Annotated in this window: 19 protein-coding genes; 11 read left to right on the top strand and 8 right to left on the bottom strand. The window is 48.2% G+C overall.

Features of this window, described 5'->3' with window-relative positions:
• Positions 1-15 precede the first annotated feature (15 nt).
• The 5 genes from ACKRDP_RS05240 to ACKRDP_RS05220 are packed head-to-tail and all read right to left on the bottom strand — an operon-like array spanning position 16 to position 3,213.
• Positions 16-576 carry an FAD-dependent oxidoreductase gene (locus tag ACKRDP_RS05240; RefSeq protein ID WP_409153709.1) on the bottom strand — a complete coding sequence of 187 codons (561 nt, stop codon included), beginning with the start codon at positions 574-576 and terminating at the stop codon, positions 16-18.
• A 1-nt stretch (position 577) separates the two neighbouring features.
• Positions 578-1,504 carry a beta-ketoacyl-ACP synthase III gene (locus tag ACKRDP_RS05235; protein ID WP_409153708.1) on the bottom strand — a complete coding sequence of 309 codons (927 nt, stop codon included), beginning with the start codon at positions 1,502-1,504 and terminating at the stop codon, positions 578-580.
• A complete protein-coding gene (gene plsX, locus ACKRDP_RS05230; protein WP_409153706.1) occupies positions 1,504-2,508 on the bottom strand; it encodes a phosphate acyltransferase PlsX in 1,005 nt (334 codons plus the stop codon). Before plsX ends, ACKRDP_RS05235 begins: the two co-directional genes overlap by 1 nt.
• Positions 2,505-2,690, bottom strand: a complete 186-nt coding sequence (rpmF, locus tag ACKRDP_RS05225; protein ID WP_409153705.1) for a 50S ribosomal protein L32 — start codon at positions 2,688-2,690, stop codon at positions 2,505-2,507. Before rpmF ends, plsX begins: the two co-directional genes overlap by 4 nt.
• 34 nt (positions 2,691-2,724) lie before the next feature.
• Entirely contained in the window at positions 2,725-3,213 is a 489-nt protein-coding gene (locus ACKRDP_RS05220; RefSeq protein WP_409153703.1) for a YceD family protein, read from the bottom strand.
• Between the two features lie 47 nt (positions 3,214-3,260).
• On the opposite strand from ACKRDP_RS05220, the gene ACKRDP_RS05215 reads away from it, so the two are divergent.
• The 9 genes from ACKRDP_RS05215 to tpiA are packed head-to-tail and all read left to right on the top strand — an operon-like array spanning position 3,261 to position 10,760.
• Complete coding sequence (locus ACKRDP_RS05215; protein WP_409153701.1) at positions 3,261-4,238, top strand: gluconeogenesis factor YvcK family protein; 978 nt, start codon at positions 3,261-3,263, stop codon at positions 4,236-4,238.
• Positions 4,222-5,730, top strand: a complete 1,509-nt coding sequence (locus ACKRDP_RS05210) for an L-aspartate oxidase (protein WP_409153699.1) — start codon at positions 4,222-4,224, stop codon at positions 5,728-5,730. Before ACKRDP_RS05215 ends, ACKRDP_RS05210 begins: the two co-directional genes overlap by 17 nt.
• Positions 5,731-5,739: 9 nt before the next feature.
• Complete coding sequence (locus ACKRDP_RS05205; RefSeq protein ID WP_409153698.1) at positions 5,740-6,150, top strand: hypothetical protein; 411 nt, start codon at positions 5,740-5,742, stop codon at positions 6,148-6,150.
• 18 nt (positions 6,151-6,168) lie between these two features.
• A complete protein-coding gene (locus ACKRDP_RS05200; RefSeq protein ID WP_409153697.1) occupies positions 6,169-6,531 on the top strand; it encodes a YkvA family protein in 363 nt (120 codons plus the stop codon).
• Positions 6,531-7,505: an ABC transporter permease gene (locus ACKRDP_RS05195; protein WP_409153695.1), complete on the top strand. Its 975-nt coding sequence runs from the start codon at positions 6,531-6,533 to the stop codon at positions 7,503-7,505. Before ACKRDP_RS05200 ends, ACKRDP_RS05195 begins: the two co-directional genes overlap by 1 nt.
• A 12-nt stretch (positions 7,506-7,517) precedes the next feature.
• Positions 7,518-8,069, top strand: a complete 552-nt coding sequence (locus ACKRDP_RS05190) for a DJ-1 family glyoxalase III (RefSeq protein ID WP_409153694.1) — start codon at positions 7,518-7,520, stop codon at positions 8,067-8,069.
• Positions 8,066-9,241: a class I SAM-dependent rRNA methyltransferase gene (locus ACKRDP_RS05185; protein WP_409153693.1), complete on the top strand. Its 1,176-nt coding sequence runs from the start codon at positions 8,066-8,068 to the stop codon at positions 9,239-9,241. Before ACKRDP_RS05190 ends, ACKRDP_RS05185 begins: the two co-directional genes overlap by 4 nt.
• A complete protein-coding gene (locus tag ACKRDP_RS05180; protein ID WP_409153692.1) occupies positions 9,241-10,011 on the top strand; it encodes an undecaprenyl-diphosphate phosphatase in 771 nt (256 codons plus the stop codon). Before ACKRDP_RS05185 ends, ACKRDP_RS05180 begins: the two co-directional genes overlap by 1 nt.
• An 8-nt stretch (positions 10,012-10,019) precedes the next feature.
• Positions 10,020-10,760, top strand: coding sequence for a triose-phosphate isomerase (tpiA, locus tag ACKRDP_RS05175; protein WP_409153691.1), 741 nt, complete (start codon positions 10,020-10,022; stop codon positions 10,758-10,760).
• On the opposite strand, the gene ACKRDP_RS05170 is transcribed toward tpiA, so the two are convergent.
• Positions 10,719-11,777, bottom strand: coding sequence for an LptF/LptG family permease (locus ACKRDP_RS05170; protein WP_409153690.1), 1,059 nt, complete (start codon positions 11,775-11,777; stop codon positions 10,719-10,721). The genes tpiA and ACKRDP_RS05170 overlap by 42 nt on opposite strands.
• A gap of 16 nt (positions 11,778-11,793) precedes the next feature.
• Here ACKRDP_RS05170 and gcvT point away from each other — a divergent pair, with 16 nt between their 5' ends.
• A complete protein-coding gene (gcvT, locus tag ACKRDP_RS05165; protein WP_409153689.1) occupies positions 11,794-12,813 on the top strand; it encodes a glycine cleavage system aminomethyltransferase GcvT in 1,020 nt (339 codons plus the stop codon).
• Here gcvT and mnmH read toward each other — a convergent pair.
• Positions 12,769-13,815, bottom strand: a complete 1,047-nt coding sequence (gene mnmH / locus ACKRDP_RS05160; RefSeq protein ID WP_409153687.1) for a tRNA 2-selenouridine(34) synthase MnmH — start codon at positions 13,813-13,815, stop codon at positions 12,769-12,771. The two genes, gcvT and mnmH, sit on opposite strands and share 45 nt — an antisense overlap.
• 3 nt (positions 13,816-13,818) lie before the next feature.
• The gene (locus tag ACKRDP_RS05155; protein ID WP_409153686.1) at positions 13,819-15,168 is read right to left on the bottom strand and encodes an ArnT family glycosyltransferase; all 1,350 of its coding nucleotides are present in this window, start codon (positions 15,166-15,168) and stop codon (positions 13,819-13,821) included.
• Between the two features lie 17 nt (positions 15,169-15,185).
• Between ACKRDP_RS05155 and asd the strand changes: the two genes are divergently transcribed.
• Positions 15,186-16,202 (top strand): aspartate-semialdehyde dehydrogenase, encoded by a 1,017-nt coding sequence (gene asd / locus ACKRDP_RS05150; protein ID WP_409153685.1) that lies wholly within the window; start codon positions 15,186-15,188, stop codon positions 16,200-16,202.

Below are 16,202 nucleotides of genomic sequence, written 5' to 3'. Positions count from 1 at the left end.
AAAAACCCAGAGGTATCACCTTCCCACATACCCCGTCTCAATCAGCACTTCATCTTCCATGTCCCCGTCAGTGAAGAGCTCAAGACTTCTGAAAAATTTCTTTTTTCTGTATCCCAAGAGCTTTGCCACCTTTGAATAAAAGCCATCTGCACCCACAAGAAGGTCTGCCTCAAAAGTTCCCCATGAGGTGTATACTCTGTAGCCTTCATCCTCTCTCTCAAAGCCGAGAAACTCTGCACGGAGGAGCTCCGCACCAGCCTCCAGAGCCTTTGAGACCAGGAAGTGGTCAAAGTCCCTTCTGTCCACTATGTGGGCCACAGCCCCTTCTGCCTCCGCTCTTGTCTCCTCAAGGCCCCTGAATCCAAGCCTTCCGGCTCTTATGGTGTTAAGTATCAACCTCTGGTATCCATCAGGCAGAAGTCTAATGGCTCTCGCAGAAATACAGCCTGCGCAGAGTTTGAACCTGGGGAGGTTTTCTTTCTCAATGAGAAGGACCTTCAGCCCCTTTCTGGAAAGGTGGTATGCGGAGGAGGCCCCGGCAGGACCGCCGCCTACAACTATGGCATCAAACCGCAAGTCAGAACCTCAGAAGGCTTGCTCCCCATGTGAGCCCTCCGCCCATGGCAGTCAGGAGAACAAGGTCGCCCTTCTTCAATCTTCCTTCTCTGTATGCCTCACGCAGAGCTATGGGAATGGAGGCGGCGCTTGTGTTTCCGTATTTATGTATATTGGAGTATACCTTCTCTGTGGGCACTCCCAGTCTTTCGGCAAGAGCCTGCACGATTCTTATGTTTGCCTGATGTGGCACAAGAAGGCTCACCTCTTCTATGGAAACCCCAGCCCTCTGGAGGACCTCTTCACATACCTCCGCCATGGAACGCACCGCCAGCTTAAAGAGCTCCTTTCCCTTCATCTTAATGTAGCCACACCTCTCCGCATAAAGGATTTCCCAGTAATTTCCGTCGGAACGCATCACAGAAGAGAGAAGCTCACCATCACCTTCAGAACTCAGAAGCACTGCACCTGCACCATCGCCAAAGAGAACACAGGTAGACCTGTCCGTCCAGTCCACTATCTGAGAGAGCTTTTCTGCACCCACAAGGAGTATGTGCTTTGCCTTTCCGGATGAAATCATAGAGTTTGCTATCTCAAGACCGTAGAGAAAGCCACTGCAGGCTGCAGATATATCAAAGGCGTAAGCCCTGCTAGCTCCGAGCCTTGCCTGCAGGAGACAGGCGCTGGCGGGAAAGCCAAGGTCAGGCGTGAGGGTTGCAAGAATTATTACATCAAGCTCCTCTGGATTTACACCGGCTTCTTCAAGTGCCTGAAGGCTTGCCCTGTAAGCCATTTCAGTCAGGGTCTCGGACTTTGCTATTCTCCTTTCTTTTATGCCAGTCCTTGTGGTTATCCAGTCGTCGGAGGTGTCCACAAGCTTTTCAAGGTCAAAGTTGGTCAGCACTTCCTGAGGCGTATAGTCGCCCATACCCTTTATAGTCAATCCCATCAGACTTTTACCTCTTGTGGGAGTAAATTTTTCAGGTTCTCTGAAAGCCTTTCGTTGAAGTGATGTGTCAGAAATTCGTTTGCAACCCTTATGGCGTTTCTTATGGCCTTTGCGTTTGCCCTTCCGTGGGTTATTATGACTGGCTTTTTAGCCCCCAGGAGGGGTATGCCTCCATACTCCGCGAAGTCTGCCTTTTTCCTGAAGTTGTTGAGAGCAGGCTTCATAAGCACTGCTCCCAGCTTTGCCAGGAGGCTTTTCTGCACCTCTTCCTTTATCATCTGAAGCACTGCAAAACCAAGGCTCTCACTTGCCTTGAGTATAACATTACCCACAAAGCCGTCGCACACTATCACATCAAAGGTGCCTGCGTATATGTCCCTGCCTTCTGCATTGCCCAGAAAGTTAAGTCTGCTCGCCTTCAGAAGGGGGTATGTTTCCTTTACCAGCTCATTGCCCTTGCCCTCTTCTTCTCCTATGCTGAGAATACCCACCCTGGGGTTTTTTATACCAAGTATCTCCTCGGCGTAGGTGTGTCCTATGACTGCAAAGTGGAGAAGATGCTTTGGCTTGCAATCCACATTAGCACCCACGTCAATAAGGACCGTTTTCCCCTTAGGGTTCGGAAGGGCAACCCCTATGGCAGGACGCTCCAGTTCCTCAATAGAACCAATAACGAACTTACCTACAGTAAGAACTGCACCTGTATTTCCTGCTGATACAAGCCCATCCGCAAGACCCTCTCTTACCAGCTTACCGGCCACAAAGAGAGAAGAGAGCTTCTTTTTAAGCACATTGGAGGGTGGTTCATGCATCTGCACCAAATCAGGTGCATGCACTATCTCAAGACTATCAAACTTTTCCCTCTCGAGCACACGCCTTATTTTCTCCTCATCACCCACAAGCACACTTTCAAGGCCCAGCTCTCTGTATGCAAGAATACAGCCTTTTACTATCTCCTCTGGGGCATAGTCCCCCCCCATACAGTCAACCGCTATTCTTGTCATGAAGTCTTGAGAACTTCTCTACCCTTGTAGTATCCGCAGTAAGGGCATGCTCTGTGGGGCATCATTAGCTCACCGCAGTTGGGGCAGTTTGCGAGCGACCCACTCTTCAACTTAGAGAAGAAATTCTGGGCCCTTCTCTGGTCTCTTCTCCATTTTGAAGTCTTTCTCTTTGGAACCGCCATTTCACAGCCTCCGTAAGGTATAGTGAAGATTGTATTATAACATATTGCTCTTCTTAAGAAGGTCACCGAGCGTTGTAACTCTGCTTTCAAGCTGTTCCTGAAAACCGGCCATGCAGTCGGGGCTGCACAAGGGCTTTGTGGGTATACTGAGGATTATCTGCTCCCTGAGTAGCTGTGTAAGGTCAAAGGCCTCCTCATCTTCAAAAAAGGATACTTCAAGCTCTGAGGGCTTCAGATAAAGCACATCTCTGGTGGGATATGGCTCTATTCTTATAGACTCACTTCTGCCAATATCCTTTTGGTATATGGTAAGGCACCGGCTGCACTCAAGCACCACATATCCTTCAATCTCCATGTATACCCTGTATCCACCCCTTTCCTTTGTTATTTCCACGTACAGGCTAATGGGCTCCCTTATCTCGCCGAGGTCCGGAGGCAGTTTTATATCCTCAGGTTTGAAAAGGTAGCTCTGCGAAAACCTGTTCCTGGTCTTGAATATTTCCTTTAAGTTCAGCTTTACCATAATGGTTTAAAATATTTCAGACCTGTGAAGATTTCAAGGAGGTAGGTATGAGGCTTGTAGCCGTAGGAGGAGGAACGGGGCTTTCCACCCTTCTGAGAGGTCTCAAGGAAAAGGTGGGCAGGGAAATAGAGGACCTTTCCGCCATAGTTACTGTGGCAGACAGCGGTGGGAGCACCGGAAGGCTCAGAAAACTCTACAACGTGCCAGCTCCTGGGGACATAAGAAACTGTATAGTGGCTCTGTCAGAAAGTGAAGAGATAATAAGGGAACTTTTTCAGTTTAGGTTCAGGGGTGGAGAGCTTGATGGACATGCCTTTGGAAACCTTTTTCTTGTTGCCCTCACAGAGATAACGGGCAGTTTTATGCATGCGGTAAACATAGCCTCTCAGATACTCAGGACTAGGGGAGAGATAATACCCGCAACCCTTGAAAGCGTTCAGCTCTGTGCAGAGTTTAGCGACGGCAGAATGCTCTGTGGTGAGGAAGAAATAACCGAATATGGAAAGTCCGATGGCGTCAGGCTCAAAAAGATATGGATAGAGCCTCAGGGTGTAAAGGCTCCCATAGATGCAGTAGCAAAAATAGAATCTGCTGACATGGTGGTCTTTGGTCCGGGGAGCCTTTATACCAGCATAATCCCCAACCTGCTCATATCTGATATAAGAGAGGCAGTCCTTCATTCTCCTGCTCTAAAGGTCTTTGTGGTCAACGCCATGACCCAGCCCGGTGAAACGGACGGCTTTACTGCCTATGACCACATAAGGGCCTTTAGAGAATACACAGGCATTGAGAAGGTAGATGTGGCCTTGGTAAACACCAAGATGCCTTCTGACCAGGTGCTGAGAAGATACATGGCACAGAGGCAGGAGCCTGTTATTCCAGACATAGCGAGGATAGCAAGGGAGGGAATAGAGGTCTATGCGGAAGACCTTATAGGTGAGAAGGAGGACTTTGTCAGGCATGACCCCAAAAGGCTTGCCGACCTAATAGTGGAAGTATACAGAAAGCATGGCGTATTTTCTTAGCTTTGATACCTCAAAGCTTCCCCCTGAGACTGCCTCTGTGGTGGTATGCGGGAGTGGCATAGGAGGGCTCACAACCGCCATAGTGCTCAAAGAGCTTGGCGTTGAGCCCCTGATTCTCACAAGGGGCATAGGAAACACTTACTACTCTCAGGGGGGCATAGCATGTGCCGTGCACCCGCAGGACAGCCCATACCTTCACATGCTTGATACCCAGAGGGCGGGCAGAGGCCTTTGCAGGGAGGATACGCTCAGGGTTCTCGTAGATGAGGGTATTCAAAGGCTTGCAGACCTCAGAAGATGGGGTGTTACCTTTGACGAGGATACCACCATAGAGGGTGGACACTCCTTCCCGAGGGTCTACAAAGTTAAAGACTATACAGGAAAGGCCATATACGATGCTCTCCTGAAGAAGGTCAGGGATATGGGCATAAGGGTTATCATGGGTGAGCTTCAAGAGGTTCTGGGTGAGGATAAGGTGGAGGGGATTCTTTACTATGAGGGGAATTTAAAGCTCATAAAGACATCCGCCCTAGTTCTGGCAACAGGCGGTGCAGCCAGCATGTTTCTGCATACTTCAAACCCCGTGAAAGTAAGGGGTGATGCAATGGGGATTGCCCTTAGGAAAGGGTTAACACTCCTGAACGCCGAGTTTGTTCAGTTCCATCCTACTGTAGTAAGGAACACAAACATACTCATATCTGAGGCGGTAAGGGGTGAGGGTGCTGTGCTTGTGGACCAGAAGGGAGAAAGGTTCGTTGATGAACTCCAGCCCAGAGACGTGGTGGCGAGGGCAATATACAGGAAGCTCAGAGAGGGGGATGAGGTGTTCCTTGATATGAGACCATTGAAGGAAAGGGGCATGAACCTGTCCCAGAGGTTTCCTACCATATATTCAATGCTGAAAGAGAGGGGCTATGACCCGGACATCCAGCCCATACCCATAACGCCGGCTGCTCACTACTTTATAGGTGGTATAGAAGTGGACTCTTATGGAAGAACCACTTTCCCCGGACTTTACGCGGTGGGTGAATGTGCCTGCACCGGTGTTCATGGAGCTAACAGGCTTGCTTCTAACTCTCTTCTTGAGGGTGTGGTCTTCGGATACAGAACCGCCTACAGAGTATTCCACGACCTTGAATTTCTAAAACCCTCTTATGCAGATTTCACCTCTCAGAAGGAAGGGAGGCAGAAACCCCCATACAACTTTGAAGAGCTCAGAAGGCTCATTTGGGAGAGCTGTGGTCTTGAGAGAGAGGAGGGAAGCCTCAGGGAGGCAATAGAAAAACTCAGAACATGGCTGGAGGGCTGGAAAAACTGGGAAAGGAGCGTGGAAAACAGACAGCTCCTTGACATAAGCCTTGTGGCCCTTGCAACCCTCAACTCAGCCCTGTGGAGAGAAGAGAGCAGAGGCGTGCATTACAGGAGAGACTTTCCTGGTGAGAGGGAAGAGTTTAGAAGGGATAGCTTTTACAGGCTGGATGTTGAGCTATAATTTAAAATCATGGCGGTGAGCTACGAGGTCTACAGGATCCTTGAAGAGGAACTGGGAAAGGAAAAGGCAGACAAAGTTGTAAAGGTGCTTGAGGAAAGTCTGAAGGTCATTGAGGAGAAGGTAAAGGAGCAAAAACCTCTCCTAAAAGCAGAGATAAAGGATGAACTCAAAAAGGAACTTGTTACTAAAGAAGAGTTTTACGGAGAGATGAGGTCTTTAAGACTGGAGCTGGAGAAAATAATAGATAAGGTGGAGGCAGATTTAACAAATAGGATAAACAAAGTGGAATCTGACCTTGGGCGGAGAATAGACAGAGTGGAACTTCTCCTCAAAGTCCTTATAGGTCTTGTGGTGGTCGGTTTAACACTTCTTAACCCTGCCTTTGTAGAGCTTCTCAAGACAGTTTTTGCTCTAAAGTAATGCTATAATAAAAGTTCTATGGAAGAAAAGCTCAGGAAATACCACAGGGAAACAGGCACAAGGGAGCTGAGAAGCCTTCTTGAAGAAAAGCTCAGGCGCGTGCCACCAACCATGGAATATGTGAGAAACCTCATACTTGATGCAAAACTCCTTTTCAGGATTCTCTCCGATGAGGAGTTTGACCTTAAAGAAGAAGCAAGGAAAGATTTTATTGCTGCACTGCTCTATTTTATAGAGGACAGAGACTCTATAAGGGACAGAATACCCTTCCTGGGATACTGGGATGACTACAAGCTCATCAGGTATGTAAAGAACAAGCACAGAGAAGAGATAGAAAGATACTTCTCAGAAGTCAGGCACTTTATAGCCAACTACTTCTGATGTTGTGGTTTCTCTCCTACAGGATATTTCAGGCATTCCTTACCCTGCTGGGTGTTACCTTTCTGTCTTTTCTTATCATCAAGCTGGCACCCGGAGATTACCTTGACCAGCTAAAGCTAAACCCTCAAATATCCCCCGAGACCATAGAAGCCCTGAAAAGGCAGTATGGACTTGACCAGAATGTCTTCATGCAATACATAAAGTGGCTCATATCCGCCCTGAAGTTTGACCTTGGATACAGCTTTCAGTACCACGCTCCCGTAAGCCAGCTAATAGGTGAAAGGGTATGGAACACTCTTCTGCTAACGGTAACTTCCACCATTTTCTCCTGGCTAATCGCTGTCCCCCTCGGTATGCTGGCCGGGCTAAGAGAGGGAAAGCTCTCTGACAGGATAATAAGGGCTTACAGTTATACCTTCATGTCCCTTCCTTCCTTTTTCCTTGCCTTCATTGTTCTTGTAATAGTATCCAAGACAGGACAATTACCCGTGGGTGGTCCCTACAGCCCTGACTTTCACAAGCTAAGTCTCTGGGGGAAGGTGGTTGACCTGGCTTCTCATATGTTTGTGCCTGTTCTAACCCTGACCCTTGTGTCTTCAGCCGGGCTTGTAAGGCTCATGAGAAGCAGTGTAATAGAGATAAAGAACAGCCCCATGGTGGTTATGCTCAGAGCAAAAGCTGTTTCCCAGTGGACTATCACAAAGCATATTTTCAAGAATGCCATGAATCCCTTTACCACTCTCATAGGTTACGAAGTGGCAGGACTTCTCTCGGGCGCAGCTCTGATTGAAATAATAGTTGGCTGGCCTGGGCTTGGAACTCTTATGCTGGATGCAGTGCTTTCTCAGGACCTTTTCCTTGTTATGGGTGGGCTATACATTGGCACTATAATGTTGCTTATAGGAAACCTTATTGCGGATATACTTCTTGCTATCATAGACCCGAGGGTAAGGGAGAGGGAGATAATAAAGTAAGGAGGTTTTGACATGCCAAAGGTAGCCATAATCCTTGCAGAAGGCTTTGAAGAAGTGGAAGCGGTTGCACCCATTGACGTGCTCAGGCGTGCAGGCGTGGAAGTGATAATTGCGGGACTCACACCCGAGCCAGTGCCCAGTGCAAGAAACATAAAAATAGTTCCCGACACAACCGTTGACAGCCTCAACCCTGATGAACTTGACCTAATCATACTCCCCGGCGGTGCGGGTGGTGTGGAAAGGCTCAAGCAGGACCAGAGGGTAGAAAAGCTCATAAAAAATATGCAGGAGAAAAAAAAGCTGATAGGTGCCATATGTGCAGCACCCACCGCGCTGGCAAAGTTTGGCGTGCTGGAAGGGAAAAGGGCTACCGTCTATCCCTCCCTTGTTGAAGAGATAAAGCCAGCTCACTTCGTAGACAGGTCAGTGGTGGAGGATGAAAACATAGTTACCAGTCAGGGACCTGGCACTGCCCTTGAGTTTGGTCTGAAGCTTGCCGAGAGGCTTGTTGGGAAAGAAAAGGCCAGGGAAGTAGCCAGGAGGATGCTGGTAGCCTACGAATGATACAGGTAAGGGTGGAGCCTGGCGTTGAGGAGAGGATAAAGGGCTTTTTCCCTTGGGTTTACAGACCTGAGATAATAGGATATTCCAAGAAGCCAGAGAAAGGGGACCTTGTGGTGGTCAGAGACTATGCAGGCAGGTTCCTTGGCTATGGCTACATAAATCCCTCTGCCAACATAAGTGTAAGGATACTCTCCTTTGACAAGGAGGAGCCGATAAATGAAGAACTTATAAAGAAAAGGCTCCAGCAGGCTCTTGAATACAGGAAAAGACTTTACCTGGACAGCAATGCCTTCAGGCTCGTTCATTCAGAAGGCGACCTCCTCCCGGGGCTTGTGGTGGACGTATACGGAGAGTATGTGGTGGTGGAGTTTACCACCTACGGTATGAACAGGCTGAGAGAGTGGGTAATCCCCGCCCTTTTGGAGCTTCTCAGCCCAAAAGGTATATATGAAAAGGTGAGCGATTATGTGGCTTCGGTAGAGGGCTTCAGGGAAAGAGGCGGTGTTATATACGGCCATGTGCCGGAGGAGGTAGTCATATGGGAGCATGACCTGAAGTTCATAGTAAACATACCGCAGGGGCAGAAAACGGGCTTTTTCCTTGACCAGAGGTGGGCAAGAAGGCTCATAAGAAACTTCGTCCGTCCTGGGGACGAATGTCTTGATGTTTTCTGCCATACAGGTGGTTTCGCCCTCAGCATGAAGAAGGCAGGCGCAGAGAAGGTGACAGGGGTAGACCTTTCTCCTCTTGCCCTTGAGGTCGCCAGAAGAAACGCAGAACTCAACGCACTTGAAGGGATAGAGTGGGTAGAGGCTAACGCCTTTGACCTGCTCAGAAAATTCCATCAGGAGGGTAGAAGGTTTGACCTTGTGGTGATAGACCCCCCTTCCTTTGCAAAAAACAGGGCCTCAGTTCCCAATGCCCTCAGGGGCTACAAGGAGCTTCTGGTCAGAGGTCTGCATATCACAAAGCCTGGCGGATACCTTGCCATATACTCCTGCTCTTTTCATATAACAAGAGAGCATTTGCTGGAGGTCCTTCTATCTGCCGGGAAGGATACAAAGAGGCAGCTCAGGATAGTGGCTGAGAGCTTTCAGGACCTTGACCATCCCTGGATTCTTCAGATGCCAAACACCCTTTACCTGAAGGGAATATATGCGGAGGTGCTATGATGGACCTAAACCAGGCCCTCATCATGGGAGCGGTAGAGGGGCTAACAGAGTTTCTCCCCGTGTCTTCCACCGGACATCTAATACTTACGGCCCACCTCCTTGGAGTGCCCCACAACACCTTTACCAAGAGCTTTGAAATTTCCATACAACTGGGTTCCATACTGGCTGTTGTCTTTATCTACTGGAGAAGGTTTGTATCAGATTTCGAGCTGTGGAAAAGGATAGCCCTTGCCTTTCTACCCACGGGAATCCTGGGCTTTACCCTTTACAGGTTCATAAAAGAACAGCTGATAGGAAACGATGTGGTGGTTGTTGTGGCCCTTGTTCTTGGTGGAATTTTTCTCCTCTTTGCAGACAGGCTCTGTGAGAACTTCTGCACCCTTCAGGATGCCAGAGAGCTCAGCTATAGGAGAGCCATCGCCATAGGCTTTTTCCAGAGCCTTGCCATGGTGCCTGGAGTTTCGCGTTCTGCCTCAACCATAATCGGCGGTATGTTCATGGGACTTAACAGAAAAGCCTCTGCCGAGTTTTCCTTTCTCCTGGCAGCACCCACCATGCTCATAGCAACCGCCTACGACCTTTTTAAATCCCACTCAGAGTTTCACTCTCAGGACTGGCTTGTGCTCTCTGCAGGCTTTTTAACCGCTTTTGTTTTTGCCCTGCTGAGCGTCAAAGCTCTTCTTGCCTTCCTCTCAAGACATTCCTTTGTTCCTTTCGGTATTTACAGAATAGGGATAGGTCTGGCTTACGCCTACTTTTTTCTGCTATAATCTATGTGATGAAGCTCATAGCAGCAAACTGGAAGATGAACCTCACACCCTCTCAAACAGGGGAGTATCTAAAGAAGTTCATCCCCCTCGTTGAAGACATAAAAGACAGGGAGATACTTATCTGTCCATCTTTTACTTCCCTCTGCGTGGCGCAGGATATGCTCAGAGAAACCCACATAAAGCTCGGCGCCCAGAACTGCTATTATGAGCCTAAGGGTGCCTTTACAGGTGAGGTCTCTCTTGATATGCTTAGGGAACTTGGAGTCTCCTATGTTATAGTGGGACATTCAGAGAGAAGGTGGATATTTGGAGAGTCTGACGAGCTTATAAACAGAAAGCTGACTGCCTGCCTGAAGGCAGGCATAAGGCCTGTGCTTTGTGTCGGTGAAAGGCTTGAAGAGAGAGAGGCAGGGCTTACCTTCAAGGTGGTGGAGGCTCAGGTCAGGCTTGCCCTTTCTGGCCTTGAGGGCTACACGGACAGCATAGATATAGCCTACGAGCCCGTGTGGGCAATAGGCACGGGAAACCCCGCTACCCCGGAGGATGCACAGCTGGTTCATGCCTTTATAAAAGACCTGCTCTATCAGATAAACCCCCAGCATTCTGACAGGGCAAGGGTTCTCTACGGCGGTAGCGTCAACCCCAAAAACTCAGTGGACTTTATGAAAATGAAGGATGTGGATGGACTGCTTGTGGGTGGTGCCAGTTTAGACCCTGAAGCCTTTTCCCAAATCGTAAAGTGCTTTTAAAGCCACAAGAGGTATGGGCACGTATATGAGGTATGTGAGGTAAAGGTTCAGGTCCGTATTCTCTATGATGGACCTCATGGCATTTATAAAAAACCAGTGAGAGGAGAAAGACAGAAGGAGGGCAAAGAGCCCAAGCCTTAGCTGTCGCCATCTTATATAAACCCAGCCAACTATAAGACTCATAGAGAGGGGAAGCAAGGAAGTGAGCACCCTTTTTGCCAGTTCGTAGGCATACTGTCTGTAGTTAATGCCTATTTTCTCGCCTAGAAGGCTCAGGATAAAAACATCCCCTATGGAAAGGTGTTCTGGCTTTTCAGCGAGTGGCCTTATCTGGGAAAGCTCAAGAAAGTCAGTGGTAAACTTTTGAACCTTCTCCTCTCCAGTGGCAAGGTCCCTAAGGCTCGCCTGAGAAAACTCCAGTCTTTTACCTTCCCATCTTCCTGCGCTGGCAGTAACCATCTGCCTTATGGACCCTTCCCTAACCTTGAGGAGATAGAACCCGTGCACCTTACCCGTGGAAAGGTCCACAAGTTCAAAGTTGTAAAAGTTTACCCCTCCCTTCTCTTCTTCTGTAAGCCATAGATTTCTAACTATTCCGCTTTCCGTTTCTTTTGCCTTCCTGTATTCCTTCTCTATGCTGAAGAGCTTTCTCTGACTTTCCGGGTATAGCTGAAAACTGCCCAGAAGGTTAAGAAATGAAAGAAAAAGGGAAAAAAGCAGAACCCAGAGAAAAAATCTCAGAGGTGAGATACCAAAGCTCTGCAGGAGAAGGTCTATTTTCTTCTGAAAAAGTCTTCTGAAAGCCACAAGCAGCGCAAGGGCATTCACAAAAGCGCCTGAATAGAAGAAGGCCGTAGGCAAAAAGTTAAGCGTATAAGTGAGAAGAACATCGGGGCTTTTGTCCTTGAAAAGGAGCAGAACCTCACCTACAAGATAGACGTAGAGTATACCCATGAGAACCATAAGAAGGAGCAGAAAGGTCTTCATGTGGTTGAGAAGAATGTATCTGTTGAGCATAGGCTAAAATTTTAATATGAGAACACCCCTCTACTCTCAGCACAGAGCCCTTGGTGCAAGGTTTTTCCAGTTTGCAGGATGGGAGATGCCCCTGGAATACACCTCAATAGCAGAAGAGGCAAGAGCTGTCAGAAACTCCTGTGGTCTTTTTGACATATCCCATATGGGAAGGCTGTTGATTTTTGATGGCTTTGACAAGTTGCAGTATCTGACTTCCAGAAACATAGAAGGGTTAAAGGTTGGAAAGGTTCATTACAATCTCTTTCTCAATCCTGAGGGTGGAATAAAGGAGGATATAACCTTCTACAGGCTCTCCGAAGAGGAGTTTTTTATGTGTGTAAATGCAGGCAACAGAGAGAAGGTGGTGGCATGGTTGAAAGAAAATGGTCTTTCTGTAAAGGATATGAGCAAAGAGTGGGTGCAGTTTGCCCTTCAGGGACCTGAGGCAGTTTCACTGCTGGACAGATACTTTCCCGTGAAGGACATGAAATACTACAGCTTTCAGCTTTTTGGAAACACCCTAGTATCACGCACGGGCTACACGGGAGAGGACGGTTTTGAAGTCTATGCACCCCTGAAGGAGGGGGTAGAGCTCTTCATGGAGATATCTATGGAATGCATGCCCTGCGGGCTGGGTGCAAGGGATGTTTTGAGAATAGAGGCGGGTATGCCCCTTTACGGGCACGAGATTTCTGAGGATATAAGCCCCTTTGAGGCGAACCTTGACAGGTATGTGAGCCTGAATAAGGACTTCATCGGAAAAGAGGCACTTCTCGGAAGGAGGGTGGAAAGGAGGCTCTTTGGTCTTGAAATTCTTCAGAGAGGTGTCCCAAGGGAAGGATACAAAATTTTCTACCAAGACAGGGAAATAGGTTATGTGAGCAGTGGCACCTTCTCCCCAAATCTTCAGAAAGGCATAGCCCTGTGCTTTGTGTCTGTGGACTTCAGGATTGAAGGTCTTGAGGTCCATGTGCAGGTTAGAAACAGAAGGCTACCTGCAAGGCTCAGGAGCTACCCCTTCCTTAAGAAGGCATGAATATAGCTCCTTCAGATTCTCATAGCACTTCTCCAAGTCATTACAATCAAGCCTGAAAAGGGTATTTTTGTGAAGTTTGTAAGTTCTGTCGTAGTATTCCCTTATGAGAAACTCTGCAAGGTCTTCTGCCATATTTTTTTCCAGTATCTCGAGAGCTATTGAGTATTTACCCTCTCCAAGGTATTTCCTTATCTTGAGAAGAGACCTTCTTGCCTCTTCCTGCCAACCATCAAAGCCGGTATACTCCTCCACAAGGGTTTTAACTCTCCTTTCATGTGAGGCATGAACCTCTACGTATATGCCCTCTTCCTTCTTCTTCCAGAAAGCCTGTGGAAGATGTATGTTGCCTATTACTCTGCTCTCATCCTCGGTGAAGATGAGGTCTGAGCTAATCTTGCGAAGGCTCTCATAAAGCAGGGCATCAAACATCTTCTGACTGACCCTTTCTCCTATGCCCACCCTTCCGAAGGCTGAGCCTCTGTCTTTTGCAAGCCCTTCAAGGTCAATAACAGGGTAGCCATCCTTTTTCAGTCTTCTCAACAGGAGCGTTTTCCCCACCCCTGTCCTGCCAGTAAGCACCACAAACTTCTTGTTTTCTAACAGCCTTTCCATATCCCTCAGTATAAACTCCCTGTATGCCCTGTAGCCTCCTGCCAGCCTGAGAACTTCCAGGCCCACTGAGCTGAGAAACCTGCAAAGCTCCTGACTTCTCAATCCACCCCTCCAGCAGTAGACCACCACATGCCCGTGCCTTTCCTTTAGTTCCCTGAACCTTCTTAATAGAACTTCCAGCTTTGAGCCTGCTATCTCATATCCAAGATTTTTAGCCTTCTCCACCCCTTCACTTCTGTATACGAGCCCTATGAGCTTTTTTTCTTCATCTTCAAAGAGGGGCAGGTTAACAGCACCCGGTATGTGAAACTCCTCATACTCAGAGGGACTTCTTATGTCCACAAGCACTCTATCTTCAAGGCTGTATATCTGCTCCGGCTTAATGTCCATGTCTTAATAATTTAACGCAGCCGAAAGAGAGTGTTTGAGTTTTTCAAGTCTTATGGTCCTTCCCCTAAGCCTGTATTCTGCAATAAGAATGCCCATATGCTCCCCGCACGTGACGGAGTATTCAGGGTCCCTGGTTTTTGTGAGCAACCTGAGAGGCTCACCCTTCCATATGCCCAGGTATAGACACACTGACTTTTCTTCCTGGCATTGGCAAGCTATGGAGCTTCTCATGCTTACATATCCTGCCATACTCTCTGCTATCCTCTTCCTTGAGCTCTCCCTATTCTCTGCGTAGGGAAAGAAGAAAATTCCATAAAGAAGCCTGAGAAGTATTACAGAGACCAGAGTAAAGAGCAGAAGTCTTTTAAATAGCTCAGAGCTGAGTGCCCTGTATGTGTAGTAGGAAAAAATTATTGCCAGAAGCGGATAAAGGGGCATTATGTATCTTCCTGAAGAGTCGGATATCCAGTATGGAAGGTAGTTAAGCAAGAAAAGGAGGGTGAGAAGCTGGATCTGAGAGGGAAAGGTGAGCTCCTTTCTGCCATACCACAGGGAAAGCAAGAACAGAAGGCTCCACGGAAGAAGGTCTTTGAAGTTTATCAGGGGGTAGAAAAGCATGTGGCTTAGCCGTGAAAACTCACCCCCCACTCTGCTAAAGCTCTCCCTCCAGAGGCTTTTTATGTATTCCACTGGCTCTGCAAGCTGAACCAGCCAGAGGGCGGGGACTATCAGAGAGAAAAGATATATGGCTATTGCCCCCTTTCCCATCAAGTATCTTATATCCCTGCGGTAGAGAGCAAAGGATATCATGGATATACCCATAAAGGCGTAGGCGGGCAGCCCCTTTAACATAAAGGAGATACCAAAAACAAGACCTGCAGAAAGGGCAAACATAAAGGAAGCCCTTTCCCACCACAGGTAGAGAAAAAACATGCCGAGAAAAACAAAAAGGCTGAAGGTAATGTCAATCTCCGCAAGATATCCGTAAAAGAAAAGAATGTTTCCAGAGGTCAGTAATATGAGGGAAGAGAGAAGGGAAAGCCTTATGTTTTTGAAAAGGTAGTAGGAAAAAACCCCCACAAGCAGCGTTAAGAGAGTGAGGGAGGTAAGGCTTACAGCTCTAGCTGTCAGCTCACTCCAGGGGATTATATGGGAGTAAAGAACTATAAGCCAGTTAAAAAGAGGGGGCTTGTTAAAGTAAGGCTCGCCAAAAAGTGTAGGCTGAAGGTAATGTCCGGAATGCCACATCTCAAAGGCAATCTGCGTGCGTAGAGACTCTTCGTTCTTAAAGGTATATCTGTGGAGGTTTGGCAGAAGGCTCAGGAGAGCAAGCAGGATAAAGACTAAAAACATGGCTTATAATTATACTCATGGGATATAGGGTAGCTGTAGTTGGTGCCACGGGTGAGGTAGGAAGGGCTTTTCTCAGGGTTCTGGAAGAGCGGGACTTTCCGGTGGATGAGCTCCTGCTCTTTGCCTCAGAAAGGTCTGAAGGGCTTGAGCTAAGCTTCAGGGGTGAAAAGCTCAAGGTTCAGGCTCTAAACAAAAGGTCAGACTTCAGAGGGATAGATATAGCCCTTTTCTCTGCTGGCTCTTCCATAAGCAGGGAGTATGCTCCGAGGTTTGCCTCCGACGGTGCTGTGGTCATAGACAACTCTTCCGCATGGAGGCTTGAGCCGGATGTGCCCCTTGTGGTGCCAGAGGTAAACCCTGATGACATAAAGGAGCACAGGGGTATAATAGCCAACCCCAACTGCTCCACCATACAGATGCTGGTTGCCCTCAAGCCCATATACGATGTGGCAGGCATTGAGGCTATTGTGGTCTCCACCTATCAGTCTGTGTCCGGTGCAGGTGCAAAGGCAATAAGGGAGCTTCAGGAACAGACCAGAGCATGGTGTGAAGGCAGAGAACTCCCCCCAGCAAAGGCACTGCCCAAGAGAATCGCCTTCAACGTGGTGCCCCAGATAGACCTCTTTACGGAAAACGGATACACGAAGGAAGAGCTCAAGATGCTCAACGAAACCAGAAAGATACTCCATGACCCTCATATAAGGGTATCCGCAACCTGCGTGAGGGTTCCAGTCCTTTACGGACACTCTGAGGCTGTAAGCCTTAAGCTGAAGTCCGAGCTTTCTCCAGAGGCTGCGAGGGAAATTCTCAGAGGGGCTAAGGGGGTAGTGCTCATGGACAGCCCCGAGAAGGGTGAATACCCCTTACCGGTTGATGTGGCAGGAAGGGATGAAGTCTTTGTGGGAAGAATAAGAAAGGACATGGTCTTTGAACCAGGACTTTCCCTATGGGTTGTGGCGGACAACATACGAAAGGGTGCGGCTACCAACGCGGTTCAGATAGCAGAACTTCTCACCCAGTATGCAATGGTGTGA

It is taken from the genome of Pampinifervens navoyensis (genome assembly GCF_046159715.1).
Lineage (GTDB): Bacteria > Aquificota > Aquificia > Aquificales > Aquificaceae > Pampinifervens.
This window is presented reverse-complemented; position numbering and strand designations above follow the sequence as displayed.